Raw genomic sequence first — 25278 nt, 5'->3', positions numbered from 1 at the left:
CACACGACCGCCTACCGTGCCACCTGCGCCGATATCGGGCTCGACTCGCCCGCCCGGCGTGCCGCTATTGGCTCGGGCCCGGTGCCGGATGGTGTGCTGCGGACGTGACTTCCTCCACCGCGTACCGCAGTCGATACCTCGTCGCCGTGGTCCTGGCGGCCGCCGTGACGGCCTGCTCGACCGAGCCGGCGCCAGCCCCCGCCGCCCCCGCCACCGAAGCGTTCGCCGACCTAGAGACGAAATACGATGCACGCCTGGGCCTCTCGGTGGTCGATACCGCCGACGACCGCACGGTTTCCTACCGCGAACACGAACGCTTCCCGATCGCCTCCACTTTCAAGGGCATCGCCTGCGGTGCGCTCCTCCAGGCACACCCCCTCGCCTCCGGCTATTTCGACCGCGTCATCCACTACACCGCCGCCGATCTGGTCGACTACTCACCCGAAACCGCACAGCACGTCGACACCGGCATGACCGTCGCCGACCTGTGCGCCGCCGCCATCACCCTGTCCGACAACACCGCGGGCAACCTGCTGCTCCGCGAACTCGGTGGCCCCGCGGGTTTCACCGCCTTCGTCCGCACGCTCGGCGACACAGTTACCCGCCTGGACCGCTGGGAAACCGAACTCAATACCGCCGTCCCCGGCGACGAACGCGACACCACCACCCCCGCCGCCCTGGCCGCCGACTACCGCGCCCTGCTCCTCGGCCCCGCCCTCGCTGAACCCGAACGCGCGCAACTCACCACCTGGCTGCTCGCCAACACCACCGGCGCCGAACGCATCCGGGCAGGTCTGCCCGCCGACTGGCAGGTCGGCGACAAAACCGGCACCCCCGCCTACGGTTCCGCCCTCGATGTCGCCATCGCCTGGCCGCCCGGCCGCGCCCCGCTGATCCTCGCGGTGCTGTCCACGCGATCCGAGCCGGACGCCGAACCTTCCAACCCCCTGATCGCCGATGCGACGAGAACCGCAGTGGCACAGCTTAACTGAATCCGGCACGCGAACTCCGCGCGACTCAAGTGACCCGCCAGCCCGCGCGCACCGACCCCGCACACACCTGCGGATCGTCCCCGGCCGCGACGAACAGCGCGGTGAGCAAGGGGACCCCGTTCGCGAGCAGTTCGCGCGGCAGCGGGCCGGTGGCGACGAGCCCGGCCAGTCCGTGGCCGATGGTCCAGCTCTGGGTCGCCAGCTCCAACGGGTCGATGTCGGGCCGGAAGCGGCCGAGGTCGCGGGCCGAGGCGGCGGCCGTGACCAGCCGTTCCAAGGTGGCATCGGCCGCCGCGGCGTCCTCCAGATCGAAGCCGGGGTCGAACATCACCCGGTACAGGTGGGGTTCGGCGAGCGCGTGAGCGAGATAGGCGCTGCCGAGCGCGGACAGATCGCGCACCGGGTCCTCGGTCACCGGCACCTCGTCCAGGCGCGCGGCCAACCGGGTGAACCCCTCCTGGCGCACCGCACGCCACAGCCCGTCCATGCCGTCGAAATGGGTGTAGACGGCCATCGTGGACACCTCCGTGCCCGCCACCAGGCCGCGCAGGGTGACCGGTGCGCGCTCGCGCAGCAACTGCGCCGCACGATCGATCAGCATCGAGCGCACGGCGGGATTTCTCGTCCTCGCCATGGACTCAGATTACATATCATTGCTATGTTATGACAACGAGCCCAGACGACAGGAGAGACCGATGACAGTGGAACTGCTGAATCCGGACGGACTGCCGAAGCCGGAGGTGTACCGGCAGATGTCGATCGCCACCGGATCGCGGCTGGTGTTCCTGGCCGGGCAGGTCGCCCGCGACGGGGCGGAAACCCGGTCGGCGCCGGGGATTTCGCCGCGCAGGTGGAACAGGCCTACCTCAATGTCGGCACCGCGCTGGCGGCCGTCGGTGGCAGTTTCGACGATGTCGCGAAGCTGACCATCTATGTCGTGGACTGGGGTCCGGACAAGTACCCGCTGCTCGGTGAGGGGGTGGCGCGCGCGGCCGCGAAGCTGGGCGTTGACCCGGTCAAGCCGATCACCCTGATCGGCGTCGCGGCGCTGGGGGAGCCGGATCTGCTGGTCGAGGTCGAGGCGACCGCCGTGCTGGACTGATCAGGCGCCCGCGCGCAGCACCTCGGTCGCGGCGCGGTAGCGGCCGGGGGCGGTGCCGTAGGCGCGGGTGAAAGCCTTGCTGAAGGCGTATTCGGAGCTGTAGCCGGTGCGGCGGGCGATGGTGGCCAGCGGGTGGTCGCTGGTGCGCAGCAGGTGTGCGGCGGTGAGCATGCGCCAGCGGGTCAGGTAGCTCAGTGGCGGTTCGCCGAGCTGGGCGGTGAAACGTTTCGCGAACGCCGCGCGGCTCAAACCGGCTCGGGCACCGAGGGATTCGACGGTCCACGGGTGGGCCGGGTCGGCGTGGATGCCGCGCAGGGCGGGGGCGAGGTGCTGGTCGGTGAAGGCCGCCGACCAGCAGGCGGTGTCGTTCTCGGTGAGCCACGCGCGCAGGAGGTAGAGCAGGAGCAGGTCGAGCAGCGGCGGGACGGCGGCATCCGAGCCGGGGTGCGGGTGGGTGAGTTCGTCGGCGAGCAGGTCGACCGCGGCGCGCAGTGACGGGTGCGCGCCGAGCCGGGCCGGAATGTGCACCACCTCGGGCAGCTCGGCCAGCAGGGGGTGGGTGCGGTCGGCGGCGAGCTGGTAGGAACCGCACAACAGGGTGGCCGGTGCGCCGGGGCCGTCGACCACGCGCAGGTCGTGCGGGCCCGCGGTCTCGGTGAGCGGGCTGTCGGGATGGTCGGCCAGGCCGTGGGCGAGACCGCGCGGCATGAGCACCGCGTCGCCGGTACCCAGCGCGAGCGGCGCGGCGCCGGGCCGGGTCAGCAGGCACGAACCTTGCAGGACCACATGGAATCCCGCGCCCTCGACGCGCGGATAGTGCCGCCCCCAAGGCGCGTGCCGGACGAACAAGCCCGACACGGGGCTGCCGGTGCGCGCGGTGGCGAGGACATCGCTGAGCAGGTCCATGTCCAGAACTCTACCTGTGAAGACGAATGGATATCTGCCGAAGATTCCGGATGATTTTCCGTCTCCTCCAGAGCTCATACGGTGAGTACACAACCCGATGAACAAGGAGTGGGACATGAAGATCGCTGTCTACGGAGCCAGTGGACACGTCGGCCGGTTCGCCGCCACCGAACTGCGCGAGCGCGGGATCGAGACCGTCGTCGTCGGTCGTGATGCCCAGCGGCTCAACGGTTTCGGTGCCGAGGCCAGGGTCGCCGCCGCCGATGACCCGGCCGCCCTGCGCGCCGCCTTCACCGGCGTCGACGCCGTGATCAGCACGCTGCCCGACTACACCGGCACCGGTGAGCAGGTGCTGCGGGCCGCGATCGATGTGGGCGCCCACTACGCCGATGTCGCGGGGGAGCAGCTCTACGTCGCGAAGGTCTTCGGCGAGTACGGCGAACGCGCCGCGGCCGCTGGCGTCACCCTCGCACCCGCCATGACCGAAGCGGGTGTGTTCGGTGATCTGCTGGCCCAGCTCGGCGCCGAGCGGCTGGGCGGGGCCGACGAGATCGTGCTGAGTCATGTCGCCGCGCCGGGCGGGGAGGGCTCGCGGGGGAGTATGCGCACGGTCCTGCGGAATCTGGAGGTGTTCACCAGCGGCGGACTGTCCTGGATCGACGGGGAATTCCGCACCGGTGTCACTGCGCGCCGGGACACTTTCCTGCTGCCCGGAGAATCAGAACCTGTCGCAGTGGTGAAATTCCCGCAGCCCTCGGTGGTGACCATTCCCCGGCATCTGGCGGCGGGCGCGGTGGAAGGTGTTCTGGCACGTTCGATTTTCGATGTGGTCGGCACCGTGACCGAGGCCGATCTGGCGGCCGCCCCGGAAGCGCCGAGCGTGCCCGCGCCGTATTCCATGATCGTCGACATCCGGCACGGCGACCGCGCACTGCGCGGCATCGGCCGCGGTCCCGACGCCTACCGCAACAGTGCTCAGCTGGCCGTGGAGGCCGCCACCAGGATCGTCGCCGGAGCGGGAAAGCCGGGAGTGCGGGCACCGGCGGAACTGTTCGACCCCGCCGAATTCCTCGCCGCGGTGGCCGCGTTCGGGATGTCCTGGTCACTGGAATGAGCCCGCCGGGCGGCCCCGGCGCCAAGTGTGTGCGAACACATAGTGAACCGCGCTCGTCCGAGTGGCAGGCGGGGCGGGGGCTCGATATGCTCGCATGCACTATCTGAACGGGCTGTCGTGCCGCGTGATTGGTTCGAGATTGGCGGTTGGGGGCCTGTGAATACTGCGGAAGTCGAGCCGATGGCGCATGCGCCGGTGCGGCAGGCGCGCGTCGGCCGCGAGGGTGCCGGACAGGCCGGAACCGTGGTGTTCGGCGCCGGGCTGGCCATTGTGGTGATCGCGGTCGTCACGGCGGTTTTCGCGCCCACGGCCATCGGCATCCCGGTCCTCAGCGCCGCGCTCGCCGCGGTGGTCGTCGGCTGCCCGGCGATCTATCTCACCCTGCGTGCCAGGGCCGAGGCCCAGCGCAGCAAGGCCGCCGCCGAGCAGGCCGAACAGGAACTGGCCAGGAGTGTCGCCGAATCCGCCACGCGCATCGCGCAGGCCGAGGAGCACACCGCCGCCTTCGCCTGGGAAGCACAGGAGAACGGCCGCCGCGGCGCCGCGGCCTTGGCGGCCTTCGCCGGCGCGGCGGGCCGCATCCAGGCCATGACCACCTCCATGCTGGCCGAACTGCGCGAGATGGAACACCGCCACGCCGACCCGCGCGTGCTCACCGACCTGCTCCACATCGACCACCGCACCGCCCAGACCGGCCGTCTCGCCGACAGCATCGCCGTGCTCAGCGGCGCCCGCACCGGCCGCCGTTGGGCGAAACCGATTGCGATGGAATCGATCCTGCGCGGTGCGATGGGCCGCGTGGCGGGGTATCAGCGCGTGCGGTTGCGCGCGGTCGCCGAGGTCGGCATCGCCGGGCACGCCGCCGAGGGCGTGATGCACACCCTGGCCGAACTGCTCGACAACGCCTGCAACTTCTCCCCGCCCACCACCGAGGTGCACGTCTACGCCGCGGAAGTGCCCGCGGGCGTGGTGATCACCATCGAGGACAGCGGCCTGGTGATGAGCGAATCGGCGCTGCGCCGCGCCGAGGCCGCCGTCTCCGGACGCGATCACAAGGGCAAGGGGGTGGACCTGGCCTCGCTCTCGGGCACCCGTCTCGGGCTGGCCGTGGTCGGCAATCTCGCCCGCAAACACGATCTGACCGTGTCGTATCGGCCCTCGGCGATCGGCGGCACCGCCGTGGTGGTCGTGGTCCCGCGGGAACTCACCGCGCGCGCCGAACGCCGCGGCGCCGGGCTGCTCGCCACCCCGACCCCGCGCCCGGTGGAACCGCCGCGCCCAGTCGAGGCCCCGCGCGCCGACCTCGGCCAGTTCGACACCCCGATCCCGCGCGCGCAGCACGCCCGGCCCGCCACCGGCGATTTCGGCTGGCCCGAGAGCACCGCCGCGCCCGACCAGCAGGTCCCCGACGCCACACCCGTGCTGCCCAAGCGGCGCCGGGGCAGCACCCTGGCCCAGGTGCATCCCGAAGGTCTGTCCACCCCACCGGCCGCCGATGCCGCGCCGACGAAGCCCGCGGCACTGGGCGCCTTCCAACGTTCCGCGCCGGGCCGCCGCCACGCTGCCCCCGACTCTCCGGAGGACCGATGACCACCACATCCACCAACCTCGGCTGGTTGCTCGAGAAACTGCTCGCCCGCACCCCACGCGCCAGGCACGCCCTGCTGCTCTCCGGTGACGGGCTCAAGATCTGCCACACCCCGGAACTCGATGTCGACCGCGCCGACCAGCTGGCCGCCATCGCCGCCGGGTTCCAGAGCCTGTCGCACGGGGCTTCCGTCGAATTCGGTGACGGGCGTGGCGGTGTCCGCCAGTCGATGACCGAGTTCTACGGCGGCATCCTGTTCGTGATCGAGGCAGGCCGCGGCGCGCACTTAGCGGTGGTGGCCGCCGAGGACGCCGACGCGGGCCTGGTCGGGCACACCATGCACGAGCTCGTCGAACAGCTGGGCGAGCATATGCAGGCGCAACCGAGACGGGTGGTGCCGAGTTGACCAGGGCGCTGCGCGACGACGATCCCGACCGGTTCTACACCCTCACCGGCGGTCGCGCCCCGGCCACCGAGGACTTCGACCTGGTCACCCTGGTGGTCAGCGAATCCGGTCCCTCGGCGGGGATGACCTCCGAACAGGTGGCCATCCTGCGGATGTGCCGGGCGCCCACCGCCGTGGTGGAGATCGCCGCCGAACTGCGTCTGCCCGTCGGGGTCGCCACCGTGGTGCTCTCGGATCTGCTGCACGCGGGCAAGATCACGGTCCGTCCTCCGCTCTCGGCAGCCATGACGCTGGATCTGTCCACCCTCGAGAAGGTGCTCGTTGGACTTCGCAAACTCTGACCGCGCGCCCGAACGCGCCCAGGCGCCGCTGGACAGCACGGTCAAGCACGGCTTGAAGATCGTGGTGATCGGCGGATTCGGGGTCGGGAAGACCACCCTGGTGCGTTCGGTCAGCGAGATCAGGCCGCTCGACACCGAGGCCACGATGACCGACATGGGCGTCGGTGTCGACGACGCCGAGGGCGTGCCCGGCAAGTCGACCACCACGGTGGCCTTCGACTTCGGCCGGATCTCCCTCGACGAGGAGCACGTGCTGTATCTGTTCGGCGCGCCGGGGCAGCAACGGTTCTGGTTCCTGTGGGACCGGCTGTTCACCGGTGCGCTGGGCGCGATCGTGCTGGTCGACCAGCGCCGCATCGCCGACTCCTGGTACGCGATCGACCGCCTCGAACACCAGCGCACGCCGTTCGTGGTGGCCTGCAACGACTTCGGTGAGGCCCACGCCCCCGAGGCGGTACGCGAGGCACTGGATCTGGACCCGGCGGTGCCGCTGCTGATGTGTGACGCGCGCTCGCGCGAATCGAGCAAACAGGTGCTCATCGCTCTGGTAGAACATCTGTATTCCGCTGTCCCGCAGGGGGAATCCGTTTCATGAGCATTCCGACGGGCGCGTGCCCGGTCACCGGCGCCGTCCCGTTGAGCGGGCCGGAATTCCACATCGAGCCGCACGAGGTGTACCGGAAGATGCGCCGCGACCACGGTCCGGTGGTCGCGGTCGAGCTGCCCGGCGGGTTCCCGGCCTGGCTGATCATCGGCTATCGCGAGCTGCATCAGGTGACCAGTGATCCGCTGCTTTTCCCGCGTGACGTGTCGCTGTGGAACCAGTGGGGCCGGGTGCCCGAGGACTGGCCGCTGCTGCCGATGGTGGGTCGGCCGATGCCCTCGATCTACTTCACCGCGGGCGCCGAGCACCGCAGGCACCTGGCCATGGTGGAACCCGCCCTGGACGCGGTGGATCACTTCGAATTGCGCAGGGCCTGTGAGGAACTCGCCGACCGGCTGGTCGACGACTTCTGCGGCCGCGGCTCCGCCGACCTGGTCGCCGAGTTCGCCGAACCGCTGCCGGTGCTGGCCCTGGGCCGCATCCTCGGCCTGCCCGACGCCGACGCCGCCGACCTCGCCGCCACCATGAAGGCACTGGCCGACGGTGGTGCCGACGCCCAGGACGGTTTCGTGCGCTTCGGTGAGCACATGGCCCGGCTGCTGATGAGCAAGAAGGCAAGGCCCGGTGGCGATCTCACCTCGCTCATGCTCGCCGATCCCGAGCCGTTCACCGACGAGGAGTACATCAACGACCTGATGGCGATCACCGCCGCGGGTCATCTCACCACCGCCGACTGGCTGGGCAGCTCCATGCGGCTGATGCTCACCGACGACCGCTTCGCCGCGGCGCTGGGCGGCGGCAGGCGCAGTGTGGGCCAGGCCATGAACGAGGTGCTCTGGGAAGAGGGGCCCACCTCGATCCTGGCCGGGCGCTGGGCCGCCCGCGACACCCGCCTGGGCGATCAGACCATCCGCGCGGGCGACATGCTGCTGCTCGGGCTGGCCGCGGCCAACCTCGACCCGCATATCCGCCAGTCGTTCACCGACGGCGACTCGGTGCCCACCGGCAACAACGCGCACTTCGCGTTCAGTTACGGCGAATACCGCTGCCCGTTCCCGGCGCAGCAGATCGCCGAGATCATCGCCAGGACCGGGATCGAGGTGCTGCTCGACCGGCTCCCCGATGTCGATCTGGCGGTGCCCGCCGACCAGTTGACCCGGCGCCCTTCGGCTTTCCTTCGGGGCATGACCGCACTGCCCGTTCGTTTCACACCGGTTCGACCCGTCGGAGGTTCGTCGTGAGTTCCCAATGCCCGTTCGCCATCGATCCCATGGTCGGTGACCTCGACGGAGAAACCGCCCGACTGCGCGCGCAGGGCCCGATCACCCGCATCGACCTGCTGGGCGTGCCCGCCTGGACCGTCACCGATCACGCGGTCGCCCGCAAACTGACCACCGACCCGCGCCTGATCAAGGACATCAACGCCTGGAAGCTCTACACCGACGGCGTGGTGACCAACCAGTGGCCGCTGATCGGCATGGTCGACGTGGACCGCTCGATGTTCAATGTCGACGGCGCCGAGCACCGCCGCCTGCGCCTCAAGACCGCCCAGGCGCTGGCCCCGCGCCGGCTCGAGGAGCTGCGCCCGACCATCGAGGCGCTCACCGCCGAACTGCTCGACGACCTCGCCGCCGCCGGTGCCGACGGCACGCCCGTGGACCTCAAGCAGGTCTTCGCCTACCCGCTGCCCATGCGGGTGGTCGGCGACCTGATGGGCGTCGCGCGCGAGGACCACGCGCAGCTGCTGGACTGGTACAAGAAGTTCTTCTCGGTGATGACGCCGCAGGACGAGCGCCTGCGGGTGATCGGTGAACTCGACGTGTACTTCACCGACCAGGTGAAGCAGAAGATCGCCGATCCGGGCGACGATCTCACCTCGGCCTTCGTCGTGTCCGACGAGGAGGGCGGCGCCGCGCTCACCGAGGAGGAGGCGATCGGCAATATCAAGGCCCTCGTCGCCGCCGGGCACGAGACCACCGTGAGCCTGATCGTCAACACCGTGCGCGCGCTGCTGGGCGAGCCCGAGCAGCTGGCCAAGGTGCTGGCCGGGGACGTGGAATGGAAGCAGGTGATCGAGGAGTCGCTGCGCTGGGACGGCCCGGTCTCGCACCTGCTGATGCGCTTCGCCACCGAGGACATCACCGTCGGCGACACCGTGATCGCCAAGGGCGAGGGCGTGGTGATGTCCTACCGCGCGATCGGGCGCGACACCGCCGTGCACGGCGAGACGGCCGACGAGTTCGACGTCACCCGCGCGACCGCCAACCGGCACCTTGCCTTCGGTTACGGCCCGCACATCTGCCCGGGTGCGGCGCTGTCGCGGCTCGAGGCGGCCATCGCGCTGCCCGCGCTGTTCGAGCGCTTCCCCGAGCTCAAGCTCGCGGTGCCCGACAGCGAGCTCGGCAATCTGCCGGTGCTGACCCAGAACGATCTGGCCGCGCTGCCGATCATCCTGAACTGACCGGCGTCGCGTCGCGCCCGGCGAGTACCGCCGGGCGCGACGCTCTGCGTCACAGCCCCAGATCGCGGCCGATGAGCTCTTTCATGATCTCGTTGGAGCCCGCCCAGATCTTGGTGACCCTGGCGTCCATCCACGCCCGCGCGACCTTGTACTCGCGCATGTAGCCGTAGCCGCCGTGCAGCTGCACGCACGCGTCGAGCACCTCGTTCTGCACCTGTGCCGACCACCACTTGGCCTTGGCGGCGTCCACGGCCGACAGCTCGCCGGTGGCGTGCGCGGCGATGCACTGGTCGACGAACGCCTGCGTCACCTCGACCTTGGTGACGATCTCGGCGAAGAGGAACTTGTTGTACTGGAAGCTGCCGATCTGCTGACCGAAGGCCTTGCGCTCCTTGGCGTAGTGCAGCGTCTCGTCGAGCACCGCCGCCGCGTGCGCGATATTCGACACCGCCGCGCCGATGCGCTCCTGGGGCAGCCGTTCCATCATGGCGATGAAACCGCGGTCGACCTCGCCGATCCGGTTGGCGTCGGGCACCCGCACATTGTCGAAGAACAGCTCGGCGGTGTCGGATTCGGGCTGGCCGACCTTGTCGAGCTTGCGGCCGCGGGTGAAGCCCGCCATGCCGTTCTCCACGGCGAACAGGGTGATGCCCTTGGCCTTCTTCTCCGGGCTGGTGCGCGCGGCGACGATCACCAAGTCGGCGTTGAAGCCGTTGGTGATGAAGGTCTTGGAGCCGTTGATGATCCAGTCCTCGCCGTCGCGCACGGCGGTGGTCTTGAGCGCGGCCAGGTCGGAGCCGCCGGAGGGCTCGGTCATGCCGATGGCGGTGACGATCTCGCCGGTGCAGAACTTGGGCAGCCAGCGCCGCTTCTGCTCGTCGGTGGTCAGTTCCACCAGGTAGGGCGCGCACACGTCGTAGTGGATGCCGAACGAGGACGACAGGGCCGCACCGGCTTTGGCCAGTTCCTCACCGAGGACGGCGGCGAAACGCCAGTCGCCGGCGTCGCTGCCGCCGAACTCCTCGGGGATGCCGAGGCCCAGGTAGCCGAGTTCGCCCGCGGCCAGCCAGGTCTCGCGGTCGATCGAGCGCTGTTCGATGAACTTCTCGGCATTCGGTTCGACCGAGCGCTTGACGAATTCGGCGACCGAGGCGCGGAAGGCTTCGTGGTCCTCGGTGTAGATGGTGCGCTTCATGGCTTTCCTTTCAGCAGAACCAGCGAGGCCTGCACGACCTTGGCCGCGTCGGGTTCCTCGCCGCTGATCACATCGGTGTAGATGAAGGTCTCGGTGATCCGCGCCAGCAGCAGCGCCAGTTCCGGCACCGGCAGCGGCGGATCGAGTTCGCCCGCCGTGACCGCTTCGGTGAGCAGCTCGGCGATGACCGCGACGAAGCGCCGCTGCACCGAGCCCGCGGTGGTGGTGAGCAGGCGCAGCGCGCGTTCGGGTTCGCGGCGCAGGAACTGGCGGAACGCGTCGGAGGTGTTGACGGCCTGCGCGAAGTCCCCGAGGACGGTGGCGATCCGCTGCACGCCGCGGGTGTCGGTGGCGGCGACGGCGCGGCGCAGGGTGGGTTCGGCGACCGACCAGATCACTTCGGCGAGCAGTTCGTCGCGGCCGCCGACCCAGCGGAACAGGGTGGCCCGGTTGACGCCGAGTTCCTCGGCGAGTTCCTTCATCTCCAGCCTGCGCCCGGCCAGGAACCCGGAGCGGGCGGCCTTGAAGGCGGTGATGGCGTCGGGCCGGGCGGCGAGGTCGTCGAGGCGCTGTCCCAGCGTGGTCTGTTCGCGCACGTCACCTCCCGGTCGGCTTTGCAACGTTTCGCTCAGTGTATTGGTGATGCAACATCTGTCAATATGTCGCACTGGGGGCACAAAAAATCCCCCGGTCGCGATGACCGGGGGATCTCGTTGTAGCCCCGACGGGATTTGAACCCGCGCTACCGCCTTGAGAGGGCGGCGTCCTAGGCCGCTAGACGACGGGGCCAGAACCACAGCTCACCGGGGTGAACCGCGCGGAACATACGATAGCCGACGACTGGTCGTTCATCCAAAACGGCTGGTCCGGGTCCCGTGGGGATCAGAAATCGACGGCGTCGCGGATGATCGGGCAGGTCATGCAGTGCCCGCCGCCGCGGCCACGGCCCAGTTCGGCGCCGACGATGGTGATCACCTCGACGCCCTGCTTGCGCAGCGCGGTGTTGGTGTGGGTGTTGCGGTCGTAGGCGAACACGACACCCGGTTCGACGGCGACGAGGTTGTTGCCGCTGTCCCACTGCTGGCGTTCGTTGGCGTAGTAGCCGCCGCCGGTGTCGACCACGCGCAGTTCCCGGAAGCCGAGAGCCTCGGCGACCACGGTGAGGAAGGGGGCGGATTCGTCGACCACCTCGATCGGGTTCTTGTCGCCGGGGCGCAGGGAGAAGGCGTGGATGCCGTGCACGATGTCGGGGAAGATGGTGACCAGGTCGCGGTCGGCGAAGGTGAACACGGTGTCGAGGTGCATGGCCGAGCGCAGTTTCGGCATGCCCGCCACGATCACCCGCTCGGCGGCGCCGTTGTCGAACAGAGCCTTGGCCACCTGGCTGATGGCCTGGCGCGAGGTGCGTTCGCTCATGCCGACCAGCACCACGCCGTTGCCGACGGGCATCACGTCACCGCCCTCGAAAGTGGCCAGGCCCCAGTCGAGTTCGGGGTCGCCCCACCAGACCCGGGCGCCGGTGTAGTCGGGGTGGAAGGTGTAGATCGCCTTCATCAGCAGGGTTTCGTCGTGCCGGGCGGGCCAGTACAGGGGATTCATGGTGAGGCCGCCGTAGATCCAGCAGGTGGTGTCGCGGGTGTAGAGGGTGTTGGGCAGCGGCGGGAGCAGGTATTCGCGGGCGCCGCTCTGTTCGCGGGCCAGGGCGCGGTAGGCCAGGTCGCTGCCGGGGACATCGGCCACGGCGAGGCCGCCGATGAGGTGGGTGGCCAGCGTGCGGTCGTCGAGGGACTCCAGATAGCCGCGGGTCTGCTCGATCAGCCCGATGCCGACCTCGTTCGGGGTCATCGTGCGGTCCAGGACCCAGTCCCGCGCGCCGGACACGGCCAGGGTCTCGGTGAGCAGGTTGTGCAGTTCGACGACCTCCACGCCGCGGTCGCGCAGCTTGGCGACGAAGTCGAAGTGGTCGCGGGTGGCGTTCTGCACCCACAGGACGTCGTCGAAGAGCAGATCGTCGCAGTTGGTGGGGGTGAGCCGCTCATGCGCCAGGCCGGGCGCGCAGACCAGCACCTTGCGCAGGGTGCCGACCTCGGAGTGCACGCCGTAGGCGGATGCGGGCTGGGTCATGGGCTTACCTCCTGGCAGGGGACTTCGGGGGTCAGATGGTGATCCAGCCTGCGGCGAGCCCGACGATGCCGGCGACGGCGCCGAGGATCGACACGACCAGCAGCACCGGCTCCCAGCCCTGGAACGGCGTGCGGCCCTGCTCGCGGCGGGCCAGCCAGAACAGGATGGAGCCGGGGGCGTAGATGATGAGCGAGAGCAGCAGGAACTCCGGGCCCGCGGCCATGATCATGAAGGTGGTGTAGAGGGTGGCGATCGCGGCGATGATCAGTTCCCTGCGCCGGTCCTCGGGGTGCAGTTCGGTGTAGGTCTCGCGGGTGTAGGCCAGTTTGAGGGCGTAGGCGGCGGCCAGCAGATAGGGGATCAGCGACAGCGAGCTGCACAGTTTCAGCGTGAAGGTGAAGGCGTCGTCGGAGAACAGCGTGGTCAGCAGCACCAGCTGGATCAGCACGGTGGTGAAGATCAGCGCCACCACCGGCACCTTGTGGGCGTTGACGCGCGCGAGGAACGACGGCATGTCCTCGTCGGCCGCCGCGACATAGAGGACCTCGGCCGCCATCAGGGTCCAGGCCAGGTAGGCGCCCAGGACCGAGACGATCAGGCCGATGCTGATGAACCACGCGCCCCAGGTTCCCACGGCGGATTCGAAGACCGGCGACATCGACGGCTGCTGGGCCGCGGCGAGTTCGTCGCGCGGCAGGATGCCGAACGAGACCATGGTCACCGAGGCGAACAGGGCCAGCACACTGAGGAATCCGAGCACGGTGGCCCGGCCGATGTCGGCGCGGCGCCGCGCGTAGCGGGAGTAGACGCTCGCGCCCTCGATACCGAGGAAGACGAACACGGTGATCAGCATGGTCGAGCGGACCTGCTCGAACAGCGACTCCGAATACGCGTCGCCGCCCAGGAAGTTGTCGGCGAAAACGCCGGTGTCGAAATAGAACACGAGCACGATGACGAACACCATGATCGGCACGATCTTGGCGATGGTGACGATCTTGTTGATCGCGGCCGCCTCCTGCACGCCGCGCAGCACGATGAAATGGAACGCCCAGATGAACACCGTGGACAGCAGCACCGCGGGCACCGTATTGCCCTCGCCGAAGATCGGAAGCACCTGCCCGAGCGTCGATTTGATGAGCACCCAGTAGCTGACATTGCCCACACACGCGCTGGCCCAATAGCCGAATGCCGAGAAGAAACCGAGGTATTCGCCGAATCCGGCCTTGGCGTAGGCGTACACACCGGCATCCAGATCGGGCTTGCGGATCGCCAGCGCCTGGAACACCAGTGCCAGCATCAGCATGCCGGTGCCCGCGATACCCCACGCGATCAGCGCGCCGAAACCACCGGTGGCCTGGCCGAAATTGCGCGGTAGCGAGAAGACGCCCGCACCGACCATCGAGCCGACGACCATCGCCGACAGGGTCAGCAGCGGCATCGTCTTGTTCGTGCCTACGTCGGTTTTCGTCATCCGTGACTCCCCGGGCGAACCTGCTGGATGTAACGGGATGCAGCTAGCCGAATGTTAGCCGAGCGTCGGTTCTCCGGGACCGGACGAGCCGGAAGTGAGTGCGCCCGTCTTCAGATCGTGATGAGGAGCTGGGCTACGGCAGTTCCCAGACGTGGAGGGTGTTGTCCGCGCAGCCCGCGACGACAACGGTGCGGCCCTCGCGCTGGGCGGTGGTGACCGCTTCCGCGGAGCAACCGGTCAGTGGCTCGCCGACGGATCGGCCGGTGGCGAGATCCCAGAGGCGGACCGTGCCGTCGCGGGCACCGGAGACGATGACGGTGCGGCCCTGGTAGTCGGCGGTCGCGAGGGCCATGACCCAGCTCCCGTGGCCGGTGAGCGGTTCACCGACGAGCTGGCCGGTGGCGAGATCCCAGACGCGGATGGTGTCGTCGTTGCTGCCGGAGACTACGACCGCGCGGCCGTCGAGCTGTGCGGTGGTGAGGGAGGCGATGTCCTTCGTGTGGCCGATCATGGGTCGGCCGACGGGGCGTCCGGTGTCGAGGTCCCAGGCGCGGACGATGGTGTCCGTTCCGCCGGCGATCACCACGTCGCGGCCGTCAACCTGCGCCGTGGCGACGGCGTCGACATTGTTGACGGTCATCGGGGCCACGCCCTCGGTGGTTCCCGCGAAACCTTGGCGCAGGCGTCGGCCGGTGCCGAGATCGACGACCGCGACGCCCGAGGTGATGCCTGCGAGGACGACGGTGCGCCCGTCGCGCTGGGCAGTGGCCAGCGCTGCCGGATAGCGGACCGAGAGTTCGCCGGGGACGTCATCGCCGGCGATCTCGCCGATGGGGATGGCCGCGTCGAGATCCCAGAGGCGGAGGGCCTTCGCGCCGCCGGAGACGATGACGGTGCGGCCGTCGCGTTCGCCGGTGGTGAGCGCCTCGATGCGATCTTCGCGGTCGGCCAGCGGCGGGCCGAGCGGCTGACCCGAGGCGAGATCCCAGAGACGGATCGAACCGTCGTCGCTCGCGGAGACAACGACCGTGCGCCCGTCGCGCTGGGCGGTCGTGACGGCATTGACGGTGTCGGTGTGGCCGGTCAGCACGCCGACGAAGTGCTGGTCGGCCGCGTCGTGATCGGTTGTGCTGGAACCGTTTCGATCCTCGCGCGTCAGCACCACCGCGGTGATCGCGGCGAGTACGACCACAGTGACGGCCACGGCGGCGGCAGCCCACCAGCGGCGGGACCCGCCCGGTGGCGCACCCCCAGAACTCTCGACCACGAGAGGAAACCTACCCGAGGTGAGACCCGCGTGTGGTTGACCCGGTGCGATGCCGGGGGAAGGGTGGGGTGATGGCCGGTAAGGAAGTGCGGGGCGGGGTCGAGCTGTCGAATCTCGACCAGCCGCTGTTCGACGGTGCCGAGGCGACCAAGCGGGATCTGATCGACTATCTCGAGTTCGTGGGGGAGCGGTTGGTCCGGGTGCTGCGGGGGCGGCCGTTGTCGGTGGTGCGGGTGCGGCCGGGGCAGGAGCCGTTCATGCAGAAGAATCTGCCGAAGTACACGCCGGAGTGGGTGGCGCGCACGCCGGTCTGGGCGGAGAGTTCGCGGCGGGAGATCACCTACGCGCTGTGCGACGACCTGCGGACACTGCTCTGGTTCGGTAATCAGCGGGCGGTGGAGTACCACCCGACGCTGTTTCTCGCCGAAAACGCCCCGGTGCCAACGCATCTGGTGCTCGATCTCGATCCCTCGCCGGGGCAGACCTTCGCCGACGCGGTCGCGGGGGCGCGGCTGATCCGGGAGGCGCTGGCCGCCGACGGGCTGGCGGGGGCGGTGAAGACGAGCGGGTCCAAAGGGGTGCATGTCTTCGTGCCGGTGGTGGCCGGTGTCGATGTGGAGGACGCCGCCGCGGCGACACGGGCGGTCGCGGCCAGGGCCGAACGCATCGACCCCTCGATCAGCACAACGGCTTTCATTCGCGAGGACCGGCACGGGAAGGTCTTCCTCGACGCCACCCGCGCCGGCGGCGCCACCGTGGCCGCGGCCTACAGCCCGCGGATCCGGCCGGGCGTCACCGTGTCGTTCCCGCTGCGCTGGTCGGACCTCGACGCCGTGACACCCGCCGACTTCACGCTGCGGACGGTGCCGGAGCTGATCGGTGACAATGATCCGTGGGCATCGGAAATGCCTGCCCCGCAGGAACTTCCCGCGGATCTTGTCGAGGAGGGTCACACGATTCCGGTGGCGCGGGTGCAGGCCATGCACGAGGGAAAACGTCGGGCGCGGGCGCGGCGGGAGGAGTGACCGTCCGGCGGAACCCGCGATGAGTCCTCGCTCTCCGGCCGCCCCCGGTTCAGGGGTGGTGGTCAGCTAGGCGAGCGGCGGGCGATGAAGAGGGCCGGGTTCTGGATTGTCATCGCCGCGATGATGTCGGCGGCCTTGTGCGGGCGCATTCTGGCAGGCCACAGGATCAGGGCCTTCCTGCCGTCGACCGAGGTCCAGCCGGTGGCACCCGGTCGGAGGCGGGGTGGCTGGGTCCTGTCGGACCACTCGTGCAGGACGACTTCGATCGTCTCCTGCCAGCGGTATCGGCCGATCCGGACGCCGGCGATCTCGGGCCAGGCGATCCTGACCGGCTCGCCGCCGACCGCGACGGTCATACCGCCGGGGTCGAGGACGAGCTCGGGGAGGTTCCGGATTCCGGCGCGGATCGTCAGGACCAGGATCGCGCAGGCGAGGAGAGCGACCGGTACCGCGTGGATCACCCGGGGCACGAGGTCGATCTCGCTGTCGGTCAGCAGCCAGATCGCGAAGACGGCCGCGCCGCCGGACAACAGCGCGTGGATCGTGAACTCGGCACGGGATGCCGGGTACACCGTGCGCATGTTTCCTCCCCCGCGATCCTGTAGACGGAACTGTAACCCGCTGCGGGAGAACGGACTACCCGCCGAGTGCGGCCACGCCCGCCTGCGCGAACTTCTGGTCCAGGTCGCCGCTGGGGGCGCCCGCGACGCCGATGCCCGCGATGGGGGCGCCGTCGGCCTTCACGGGGGCGCCGCCGCCGAGGAACAGGGTGCCGTCGATGTCGGCCAGGTGGGGTGCGGACTCGAGGCGCTTGGTGAGTTCGGTGGTGGGGGCGTTCCAGGAGACGGCGGTGAAGGCCTTCTGCTGGGCGGCGTCGTAGGACTGCGGGCCGGCGCCGTCACCGCGCAGGGTGACCAGGACATTGCCGTTGCGGTCGACCACGGCCACGCTCACGCGCTGGTTCTCCTTCGCGGCCGCGTCGAGGGCGGACTGGGCGGCCTCGGTGGCGGCGGCGAGGGTCAGGTGGGTGCTCTGCGCCAGGTTCGGCGCGGCGGCGTCGGCGACCACGGGGGTGCGGGTGGCGGGGTCGGGGTTCTGCGCCTGGACGGTCACCACGCCGACGACACCCGCGCCGATCACCGCGGCGGTGGCGCCGGCGACGACGAGACGGTTACGGGTGCTGAACTTGGTGGTCATGGCCTGCTCCTGAGGGGGTTGCGGCCGATCGGCGGGGTGCCGTGGCCTGCTGATATCCATCCTGTGCGGGATCGGGGCCCGGCGGATCGGCGGTGTGGCTGGATTCCGGCGGCCGGATCGGACGACACCCGGGTCGACCGATCGGATGACCCGCCGAGACCGTGTCGGCGGTGAGAATGGGCAGGACAGGAGGTGGCGATGGACCCGGCACACGAACGCGACGACGACCGGCTGCTGCCCGTCATCGTGCACAGCGCCTTCTATGTCCTGCTCGCCGCCTCGCTGCTGCGCTGGCTGATCCGGCACAGCGAGACCAGGTCCACGCCGCTGATCGTGGCGCTCGCGCTGATCCTCGCCGTGCTCTACGCGCTGAGCGAGCTGCGGCAATCGCATCGGCTGGAGTGGTTCGCGGGGCTGGTAATGACCTGGTCGGTGCTGGTGGTGCTGGCACCGAGTTTCGCCTGGTGCGCGGTGCCGCTGGTCTATACGGGTCTGCGGATTCTGTCCGAGCGGGTCGCGATCATCCTGGTGATGGTCCTGACCGTCCTGGTGGTGGTGAGCCAGGTGCGCATCGCGGGCTGGCTCGATCCCAATCTGGTGCTCGCCCCACCGGCGGTCGCGGCGGTGACAACAGCGCTGTTCGTCGGGATGCGCCGCCAGGCCGAACGGCAGCGCGCGCTGATCGACGACCTGGTGCGCACCCGCGCCGAACTGGCCGCCACCGAACGCCGCGAGGGCACCCTGGCCGAACGCGAACGGCTCGCCGGGGAGATCCACGACACCCTCGCCCAGGGCCTGTCCAGCCAGCGCATGCTGCTGCAAGCCGCCGACCTGGTGTGGGACAGCGACCCCGGCCGGGCCCGCACCCACCTGCGTGCCGCCGCCGAGATCGCCGAACGCGACCTCACCGAGGCCCGCCGCTTCGTCCACGACCTCGCCCCGGCCGATCTCGCCGCGGGCGGATCACTGCCCGCCGCGCTGGCCGCGCTGGCCACCCGGGAGTCCGGTGACGCACTCGAGGTGCGCTTACATATAGAAGGAGCGCCCGGCCCGCTGCCGCAGCGGGTCGAGGCCACGCTGCTGCGCATCGCCCAGGGCGCGCTGGCCAATGTGCGTGAACACGCCGCCGCGCGCACCGCCACCCTCACCCTCACCTGCCTCGACGACCAGATCGTGCTCGACATCGCCGACGACGGCCGCGGCTTCGACCCCGACGCGCTGCCCGGTCCGCGCCCCGACGGCGGACACGGGCTGCCCGCCATCCGCGCACGGGTGCGTCAGCTGGGCGGGACCTGCACGATCGAATCGGCTCCCGGCGACGGCACCGTGCTCTCGGCCGCGATCCCCCTGGCCGCTGGCTAGCATCGGCATCGTGACTGTGCGCCTGCTCCTCTGTGACGACCACGCGGTCGTGCGCGCCGGCCTGCGCGCGCTGCTGTCGAGCGCGCCGGACATCGAGGTGATCGAGGAAGCCGCCGACGGGCCCGCCGCCGTCGCGCTGGCCGCGAGCCTGCGCCCCGATGTCGTGCTGATGGATCTGCAGCTCGGCGGCGACATGGACGGCATCGAGGCCACCCGCCGGATCACCGCCCAGCCCGCGCCCACCCCGCACGTGCTGGTGCTGACCACCTACGACACCGACGCCGACATCACCCGCGCCATCGAGGCGGGCGCCACCGGCTACCTGCTCAAGGCCGAGCGGCCCGAGGAACTCTTCGCCGCCATCCACGCCGCCGCGAGCGGCCGCACCACCCTGTCCGCCCCGGTCGCGGCCCGGGTGATGGCCAGGATGCGCAATCCCGGACCCACCCTCACCGCCCGCGAGCGCGACATCCTCGGGCAGCTGGCCCAGGGCCTCGGCAACCGCGAGATCGCCCGCGCCCTGCACATCAGCGAGGCCACGGTGAAGACCCACCTGGGCCGCATCTACGACAAATTGGGCGTCGACACCCGTGCGGCGGCCGTCGCGGTGGCCACCGAGCGCAGGCTGCTCGCCTGAAATGCCCGAATAGTTTGTGACCGGCGCCACGGTTTACCGGTGACCTCGCTCACGAAATGCATGATCAATGACAGTCCTGTGATTACGGATTTATTACGGCAGACCTGCGCGGAACAGTGTTCTTTTGAACAATGCTCGCTACAGAATCGTTCGTGATCGGGATGTGATCGAAGCTGGCAAAGCCGCTACATTCGATCACGGCTTGAACAACAACCCGAGCCGAATCGAATCGCAGAACACCGGAAAGCCTGCCCCGCGATTCGAGGATCCCCGACATTCCTGAGGGGCAGGGACACGGCGATCGTCACCAGCCGGGCCGGTGGGCGCAGGTAGGAATCCTTATGTCTTTCAATCGCAAGTTCACCACTCGTGCCCTGGGCCTCGCCGCTGTCGCCGGTGCCATGATCGCCGTTCCGGCCGGTCTGACCACCGCCACCGCCTCGGCCAACAACTGGGACGCCGTGGCGCAGTGCGAGAGCAGCGGCAACTGGGGTATCAACACCGGTAACGGCTACTACGGCGGTCTGCAGTTCTCGCAGAGCACCTGGGAGGCCTACGGCGGTGCCGGTACCGCCGACAACGCCAGCCGTGAAGAGCAGATCCGCGTGGCCGAGAACGTGCTGGCCGCGCAGGGTCCCGGCGCCTGGCCGGTCTGCAGCGCCTACCTGTAAAGCGCGCTGTCACCCGAGACTTTCCTTGTCGGGAAACGAAATACCCGTTATTCGGAGCACACGCCGAATAGCGGGTTTTTTCGTGCCCGGATATATTCAGCCTATTTGTATCGAGCGGCGTGCCATGCCGAGCCAATAACCGTCGACGACGGTGCGCAGCGAGTCGAGATCATCCAGGCCGGCGCCGAGGGTGAAGAAGATCGGCGCGAAGTGCTCGGTGCGCGGGTGGGCCAGCCGGGCGGCCGGCGCGGTGTGCTCGAAATCCAAGAGGGCGTCGATGTTTCGCGCGTCGAGTGCCTCGCGGCCCCACTCGTCGAACTCGGCGGTGAACGTGTGCACCTGCCGGTCGTCGCCGGTGATGGCCCGCAGATTGTGGGTGAAGAACCCGCTGCCGACGAGCAGCACGCCCTCTTCGCGCAAGGGCGCGAGTCTGCGGCCGAATTCGAGTAGTTCGCTGGGGTCCAGGGTGGGCACCGAGACCTGGAGAACGGGGATATCGGCGTCCGGGTACATCTGCGTCAGCGGGACGTACGCGCCGTGATCGAGCCCGCGCTCCGGCTCGTCCGTCACCGCGCCACCCAGCAGCGCGCGCACCCGCGCGGCGAGTTCGGGTGCGCCCGGCGCGGGATAGCGCACGTCGTAGTAGCGCTGGTCGAAGCCCCAGAAGTCGTAGACCAGCGGCACCGTGCGGGTGGCGCCGATGCTGACCGGCGCCGACTCCCAGTGCGCGGAGACGATGAGGATCGCCCGCGGCCGCGGCAGATCGCCCGCCCACGCCGCCAGTTCGGCGGGCCAGGTGGCGTGGTCGATCAGCGGCGGCGCGCCGTGGGACAGGTAGAGCACCGGCATGGTCATGTTCATGATGAACAACCGGAGCGTCGCGGTTACTCCTCGAGGCGCGGAGCGGCGTCGAGGCGGTGCACGGTGAGCGCGGCGGCGAGCATGCGCGAATCCGTCGGGTCGGCCGGGTCGAGGCCGGTGAGCTCGGCGATGCGGCGCAGGCGGTAGGTGAAGGTGTTGGGGTGCACGTGGATGCGCCGCGAAGCCGTCTTGCGGTCGGCGCCGTGGCGCAGGTGCGCCTCCAGCGCCTCGATCAGATGCGGGCTCGACAGCAGGGGGATCACCCGCTGGGCGAGGCGTTCGCGCGCCGGGCCGGGGCGGGTGAGCTGGTATTCGAGCAGCAGGTCGTCGAGGCGGTAGCAGCCGCCGGGCCTGCCGCGCAGCCGGGCCAGCTCGGTGAGTTCGGCGGCGTCCTTGGCGGCGGCCGGGATGGCCTCGCGGGTGACACCGGAGAACTCGGCCAGATACACCGTCACCCCGAACTGCTCGGCCAGCCGGGCGGCGAGGGCGTCGAACTGGGCGGGGTCGAGCACATCGGTCTCGGAGGAGTTGCTCAGCAGCGCGATGCCGTTGGCACCGTCGAAGGTGGCCGGGGTGGTGGTGCCGGTCAGTTCGTCGAGCGCGCGTTGCAGCACCCTGATCCGGCGGCGGGTGACCAGGTTGGCGGCGCTGCCCGCGCGGGCGGGTTCGCTGAGATGGATGGCCAGCACGGTGTACTGGTCGGTGAGCACGGTGTCGGCGCGCGCGGCCAGTTCCTCGGCGGGCAGGCCGCGCACCAGCGCCGAACACAGTTCGCGGCGGGCTTCGCGCTCGGCGTGATAGATCGACTGCTCGACCTCGGTGTAGGTCTCCACCACGGTCATGTTGATGTGGCGCAGCAGTTCGAGCAGGCGGCTGCCGACCACGATCAGCTCGGCCATCTCGGTCGGATCGGCCAGCGCGGAGGCTTCGGCCAGCACCGACTGGGCCGACCCGTGGATCGCGCCGATCAGCATCGGCAGCGGCAGGCGGTCCTCGGCGTGCCGTTCGGCGACCGGCCCGACGAAGGCGGCCACCTCGGCCTGGGTGAACTCGCGATCGGCGGCGATCGCCTCGAGCACGGCCCGGCCACAGGCATAGATGGTCGGCAGGACTTCGGCGGTGAAATGGCCCGCGGGCAGTTCGGCGGGCGCGGTGGCGCCCAGTCCCTCGGCGAGCATGCGTTCGGCGATCTGGGGCCAGCGGGTGAGCAACCGCGCCGTCAACGCGGGGCGGGTGGAAACGGGGTGTTCGGCGAGCATGACTCGATTGTGTCCGAGGACAGGGCGGCATGGGACCGGCCGGTCGAAAACGCACAGAACTTGGCGTCGGCGACAACCGTCGCGCGGTTTTCTCGGTGCACGGTGCAGTGACACCAGTGTGGCGCGGGTCATAGATTCGCAGAGCGCGCCGAAGCGACACTGCTCGTCGGCGCTGTTCGACGGAAGTGACTTCATGACAACGCACACCCTGCGCCGCACTCTCTGTGGCCTCGGCATCGCCGCGGGCCTGACCGCGGCCTCGGCCCTGGGCGCCACGCCCGCCGCGGCGGAACCCACGCTCGAGCCGACCATCGCTTCGCTGGCCGCCTACCTCGATTCCACGATGGCCACCGCGGCCGACGGGCGCAAGCCCACCGCGATCGCCGATACCGGCAGCGCCTCGGGCAGTGGTTCCGGCAGTGGCTCGGGCTCGGCCGCGGCCAGCCGCGCCACCGACACCCTCGGCGAGGGCCCGGCGATGACCGCCCCGCTCGCCGCCTTCGCCTACAGCCTCATCCACCCCGACGCCGCCCCGCCCGGGGCCAACCGGTGGGACTGCAAGCCCTCGGCCGCGCACCCCAACCCGGTGGTGCTGCTGCACGGCACCTGGCTCAACGCCTTCGACACCTTCTCCTATCTCTCGCCGCGCCTGGCCGAGGCCGGGTACTGCGTGTTCACCCTGAACTACGGCAAGTCCGGGCTGATCGAAGGCGGCGGTGTGGGCGCGATCCTGCCCGGTCGCAACGGCGTGGGGCCGATGGCCGATTCCTCGCGGCAGGCCGGCGACTTCATCGACCGGGTGCGCGCCGCGACCGGGGCCGAGCAGGTCGACATCATCGGCCACTCGCAGGGCGGCACCATCGCCAACCACTACCTGAAGTTCGGCGGCGGCCAGGGCAAGGTCGGCAAGCTCGTCACCTTCGGCGCCACCCACCACGGCACCTCGCTGATGGGCATAGCCACCCTCGGCCGGATGATCAACAACGCCGGCATCGACATTCTCGGCTTCTACCGGCCGATCGTCGGGATCAGCAATATCGAGCAGGCGGTCGGCTCGCCGTTCTACGACACCCTCAACGCCCACGGTGACACCGTGCCCGGCGTCGCCTACACCGCGGTCGGCTCCCGCTACGACGAGGTGATGAACCCCTACGACTGGACCTTCCTCACCGCCGGTCCCGACGCCACCGTCGACAACATCACCCTGCAGGCGGGCTGCGAACAGGACATCTCCGACCACCTGACCCTGATGTATTCGCCGCGGTCGGCCTCGATCGCCCTGCGCGCGCTCGACCCGGAGCACGCGCCGGAGCTGGTGTGCACGTTCAATCCGTGGTTCCTCGGTGGCGGTGGCTCCTTGTGAGTCCCGATCTGCTCGCGTCACCGTGGCGTGCCGCGCCGCTGCTCCCGCCCGAGGACCCGTTCTACACCGCCCCGCCCGCCGTCGAGTCGCTCGCGCCGGGCGAGGTGGTGCGGGCCCGGCCGGTGGAGGCCGCGCTGTTCGGGCTGGTGCCGCAGCGGATCACGGCCTGGCAGTTGCTGTATCGCACCTGCGATCTGGACGGCCGGCCGGAGGTGTCGGTGACGACGGTGCTGCTGCCCGCCGACGCCGATCCGGCCCGCTCGCGGCCGCTGGTGTCGTTCCAGTGCGCGATCGATGCCGTTGCCCCACAGTGCTTCCCGTCCTACGCGCTGCGACGCGGAGCCAGGACGCTCGGTTCGATCGCGCCGCTGGAACTGCCCATCATCGCGATGGCGTTGCGGCAGGGCTGGGCGGTGTCGGTGCCCGATCACGAGGGGCTCGGCGGGCGGTTCGGTGCCGCCCGCGAGCCCGGGTACCGCGCGCTCGACGGGGCAAGGGCCGCACTGGCTTTCGCGCCACTGGGGCTGGACGCCTCGGCGCCGGTGGCGCTGTGGGGATACTCGGGCGGCGGGCTCGCCACGGCCTGGGCCGCCGAGCTCGCGGCGGAGTACGCGCCGGAACTGCGACTGGTCGGGGCCGTGGCCGGATCGCCGGTGGGTGATCCGGCCGCGGCCTTCGTGCGGCTCAACGGCGGCTGGTTCGCCGGGTTCCCCGCCGCCTTCGTGGCGGGGCTGCGCCAGGCCTACCCCGAACTCGACCAGGTGCTGCGCGATCACCTCGACGATCGGTACCGGGCGCTGCTGGGGGAGGCCGAACAGCGCAGTACCTTCGCGCTGCTGCTGCGTTTCCTGCGTCGCGACGTGAGCCGTCATCTGCGTGGCGGGCTCGACGGATTGCTCGCCGAACCGGCCCTGCGCCGCATCCTCGCCGATATCGAACCCGGCACCCGCGCGCCCGCGGCGCCGCTGCTGGTGGTGCAGGGCGTGCGCGACGAGGTGATCGCGGTGGCCGACATCGACGCCCACGTCGAGCGCTACCGCCGCGCGGGCGCCACCGTCGACTACCTGCGCATCCGCCGTGGCTCGCACCTGCCGCTCGAATTCCTGGTCGTCCCCGCGGTTCTCGACTGGCTCGGCGACCGGTTCGCCGGGCGCCCGGCGCCGGCCGGTACCACCACGGTCACCTCGGTGGTCCGCACCCAGCGGGCCCTGCGGACCCATCTCGCCTTCCTCGGCGTCGCCCTGCGCATGCTCACCGGCGGTCACCTCGCCTCCGCGCCGGACCCCGAATTCGCCTCGACCCCAGCCCCGGAGGTTGTTAAGGTTCTCTAGA

The 25278-nt window shown here is 70.0% G+C and carries 25 protein-coding genes, 1 tRNA gene and 1 pseudogene; 15 read left to right on the top strand and 12 right to left on the bottom strand.

Annotated features, from left to right (window positions below):
* Positions 1-104 precede the first annotated feature (104 nt).
* Entirely contained in the window at positions 105-992 is an 888-nt protein-coding gene (gene bla, locus ACFC06_RS10460; protein WP_375929491.1) for a class A beta-lactamase, read from the top strand.
* A 25-nt stretch (positions 993-1017) separates the two neighbouring features.
* On the opposite strand, the gene ACFC06_RS10455 is transcribed toward bla, so the two are convergent.
* On the bottom strand, positions 1018-1626 hold the full coding sequence (locus ACFC06_RS10455) for a TetR/AcrR family transcriptional regulator (RefSeq protein WP_375929490.1): 609 nt from the start codon (positions 1624-1626) through the stop codon (positions 1018-1020).
* 135 nt (positions 1627-1761) lie between these two features.
* On the opposite strand from ACFC06_RS10455, the gene ACFC06_RS10450 reads away from it, so the two are divergent.
* The gene (locus tag ACFC06_RS10450; RefSeq protein ID WP_375935368.1) at positions 1762-2094 is read left to right on the top strand and encodes a RidA family protein; all 333 of its coding nucleotides are present in this window, start codon (positions 1762-1764) and stop codon (positions 2092-2094) included.
* Here the strand turns inward: ACFC06_RS10450 and ACFC06_RS10445 are convergent, their stop codons facing one another.
* Positions 2095-3000 (bottom strand): AraC family transcriptional regulator, encoded by a 906-nt coding sequence (locus ACFC06_RS10445; RefSeq protein WP_375929489.1) that lies wholly within the window; start codon positions 2998-3000, stop codon positions 2095-2097.
* A 115-nt stretch (positions 3001-3115) separates the two neighbouring features.
* Here ACFC06_RS10445 and ACFC06_RS10440 point away from each other — a divergent pair, with 115 nt between their 5' ends.
* From ACFC06_RS10440 to ACFC06_RS10410, 7 genes are all read left to right on the top strand, one after another.
* Positions 3116-4114 (top strand): saccharopine dehydrogenase NADP-binding domain-containing protein, encoded by a 999-nt coding sequence (locus tag ACFC06_RS10440; RefSeq protein WP_375929488.1) that lies wholly within the window; start codon positions 3116-3118, stop codon positions 4112-4114.
* A gap of 156 nt (positions 4115-4270) precedes the next feature.
* Positions 4271-5704 (top strand): sensor histidine kinase, encoded by a 1434-nt coding sequence (locus tag ACFC06_RS10435; RefSeq protein WP_375929487.1) that lies wholly within the window; start codon positions 4271-4273, stop codon positions 5702-5704.
* On the top strand, positions 5701-6108 hold the full coding sequence (locus ACFC06_RS10430) for a roadblock/LC7 domain-containing protein (protein ID WP_375929486.1): 408 nt from the start codon (positions 5701-5703) through the stop codon (positions 6106-6108). Before ACFC06_RS10435 ends, ACFC06_RS10430 begins: the two co-directional genes overlap by 4 nt.
* Positions 6105-6449 carry a DUF742 domain-containing protein gene (locus ACFC06_RS10425; RefSeq protein ID WP_375929485.1) on the top strand — a complete coding sequence of 115 codons (345 nt, stop codon included), beginning with the start codon at positions 6105-6107 and terminating at the stop codon, positions 6447-6449. The genes ACFC06_RS10430 and ACFC06_RS10425 overlap by 4 nt, the downstream gene beginning before the upstream one ends.
* Entirely contained in the window at positions 6430-7044 is a 615-nt protein-coding gene (locus ACFC06_RS10420; protein ID WP_375929484.1) for an ATP/GTP-binding protein, read from the top strand. The genes ACFC06_RS10425 and ACFC06_RS10420 overlap by 20 nt, the downstream gene beginning before the upstream one ends.
* Positions 7041-8294 (top strand): cytochrome P450, encoded by a 1254-nt coding sequence (locus ACFC06_RS10415; protein WP_375929483.1) that lies wholly within the window; start codon positions 7041-7043, stop codon positions 8292-8294. The genes ACFC06_RS10420 and ACFC06_RS10415 overlap by 4 nt, the downstream gene beginning before the upstream one ends.
* Positions 8291-9514, top strand: a complete 1224-nt coding sequence (locus tag ACFC06_RS10410; protein ID WP_375929482.1) for a cytochrome P450 — start codon at positions 8291-8293, stop codon at positions 9512-9514. Before ACFC06_RS10415 ends, ACFC06_RS10410 begins: the two co-directional genes overlap by 4 nt.
* Before the next feature lie 49 nt (positions 9515-9563).
* Here ACFC06_RS10410 and ACFC06_RS10405 read toward each other — a convergent pair whose 3' ends face one another.
* The 6 genes from ACFC06_RS10405 to ACFC06_RS10380 form a co-directional block, all read right to left on the bottom strand.
* Positions 9564-10709, bottom strand: a complete 1146-nt coding sequence (locus ACFC06_RS10405; RefSeq protein ID WP_375929481.1) for an acyl-CoA dehydrogenase family protein — start codon at positions 10707-10709, stop codon at positions 9564-9566.
* Positions 10706-11305 (bottom strand): QsdR family transcriptional regulator, encoded by a 600-nt coding sequence (locus ACFC06_RS10400; RefSeq protein WP_375929480.1) that lies wholly within the window; start codon positions 11303-11305, stop codon positions 10706-10708. Before ACFC06_RS10400 ends, ACFC06_RS10405 begins: the two co-directional genes overlap by 4 nt.
* A 120-nt stretch (positions 11306-11425) precedes the next feature.
* Positions 11426-11498: transfer RNA gene (locus tag ACFC06_RS10395), tRNA-Glu, on the bottom strand.
* A 93-nt stretch (positions 11499-11591) separates the two neighbouring features.
* Complete coding sequence (locus ACFC06_RS10390; RefSeq protein ID WP_375929479.1) at positions 11592-12833, bottom strand: arginine deiminase; 1242 nt, start codon at positions 12831-12833, stop codon at positions 11592-11594.
* A 31-nt stretch (positions 12834-12864) separates the two neighbouring features.
* Positions 12865-14304 (bottom strand): basic amino acid/polyamine antiporter, encoded by a 1440-nt coding sequence (locus ACFC06_RS10385; RefSeq protein ID WP_375929478.1) that lies wholly within the window; start codon positions 14302-14304, stop codon positions 12865-12867.
* A 133-nt stretch (positions 14305-14437) separates the two neighbouring features.
* Complete coding sequence (locus tag ACFC06_RS10380; protein WP_375929477.1) at positions 14438-15571, bottom strand: WD40 repeat domain-containing protein; 1134 nt, start codon at positions 15569-15571, stop codon at positions 14438-14440.
* A 71-nt stretch (positions 15572-15642) separates the two neighbouring features.
* Here ACFC06_RS10380 and ACFC06_RS10375 point away from each other — a divergent pair, with 71 nt between their 5' ends.
* Positions 15643-16596 (top strand): DNA polymerase domain-containing protein, encoded by a 954-nt coding sequence (locus ACFC06_RS10375; RefSeq protein ID WP_375929476.1) that lies wholly within the window; start codon positions 15643-15645, stop codon positions 16594-16596.
* Positions 16597-16658: 62 nt separating this feature from the next.
* On the opposite strand, the gene ACFC06_RS10370 is transcribed toward ACFC06_RS10375, so the two are convergent.
* Positions 16659-17177, bottom strand: a complete 519-nt coding sequence (locus tag ACFC06_RS10370) for a hypothetical protein (RefSeq protein ID WP_375929475.1) — start codon at positions 17175-17177, stop codon at positions 16659-16661.
* 55 nt (positions 17178-17232) lie between these two features.
* The gene (locus ACFC06_RS10365; protein WP_375929474.1) at positions 17233-17793 is read right to left on the bottom strand and encodes a heme-binding protein; all 561 of its coding nucleotides are present in this window, start codon (positions 17791-17793) and stop codon (positions 17233-17235) included.
* A gap of 198 nt (positions 17794-17991) precedes the next feature.
* Here ACFC06_RS10365 and ACFC06_RS10360 point away from each other — a divergent pair, with 198 nt between their 5' ends.
* The 3 genes and pseudogenes from ACFC06_RS10360 to ACFC06_RS10350 all read left to right on the top strand — a co-directional run.
* The gene (locus ACFC06_RS10360) at positions 17992-19155 is read left to right on the top strand and encodes a sensor histidine kinase (RefSeq protein WP_375929473.1); all 1164 of its coding nucleotides are present in this window, start codon (positions 17992-17994) and stop codon (positions 19153-19155) included.
* Positions 19156-19162: 7 nt separating this feature from the next.
* A complete protein-coding gene (locus ACFC06_RS10355) occupies positions 19163-19792 on the top strand; it encodes a response regulator (protein ID WP_375935365.1) in 630 nt (209 codons plus the stop codon).
* Positions 19793-20133: 341 nt separating this feature from the next.
* Positions 20134-20460 (top strand): annotated as a pseudogene (locus ACFC06_RS10350) (transglycosylase family protein); the annotation flags it as partial.
* Between the two features lie 99 nt (positions 20461-20559).
* On the opposite strand, the gene ACFC06_RS10345 reads toward ACFC06_RS10350, so the two are convergent.
* Together ACFC06_RS10345 and ACFC06_RS10340 are read right to left on the bottom strand one after the other, a co-directional pair.
* Positions 20560-21324: a dioxygenase gene (locus ACFC06_RS10345; protein ID WP_375929472.1), complete on the bottom strand. Its 765-nt coding sequence runs from the start codon at positions 21322-21324 to the stop codon at positions 20560-20562.
* A gap of 23 nt (positions 21325-21347) precedes the next feature.
* On the bottom strand, positions 21348-22583 hold the full coding sequence (locus ACFC06_RS10340) for a PucR family transcriptional regulator (protein WP_375929471.1): 1236 nt from the start codon (positions 22581-22583) through the stop codon (positions 21348-21350).
* Positions 22584-22776: 193 nt separating this feature from the next.
* Between ACFC06_RS10340 and ACFC06_RS10335 the strand changes: the two genes are divergently transcribed.
* Positions 22777-23946, top strand: a complete 1170-nt coding sequence (locus tag ACFC06_RS10335) for an esterase/lipase family protein (protein WP_375929470.1) — start codon at positions 22777-22779, stop codon at positions 23944-23946.
* A complete protein-coding gene (locus ACFC06_RS10330) occupies positions 23943-25277 on the top strand; it encodes a lipase family protein (protein WP_375929469.1) in 1335 nt (444 codons plus the stop codon). The genes ACFC06_RS10335 and ACFC06_RS10330 overlap by 4 nt, the downstream gene beginning before the upstream one ends.
* Position 25278: the final 1 nt, after the last annotated feature.

The organism is Nocardia sp. NPDC056064 (assembly GCF_042266925.1).
Taxonomy (GTDB): Bacteria; Actinomycetota; Actinomycetes; order Mycobacteriales; family Mycobacteriaceae; genus Nocardia.
Note: the sequence above shows the minus strand (reverse complement) of the source record. Positions and strands in the feature narration are given on the sequence as shown.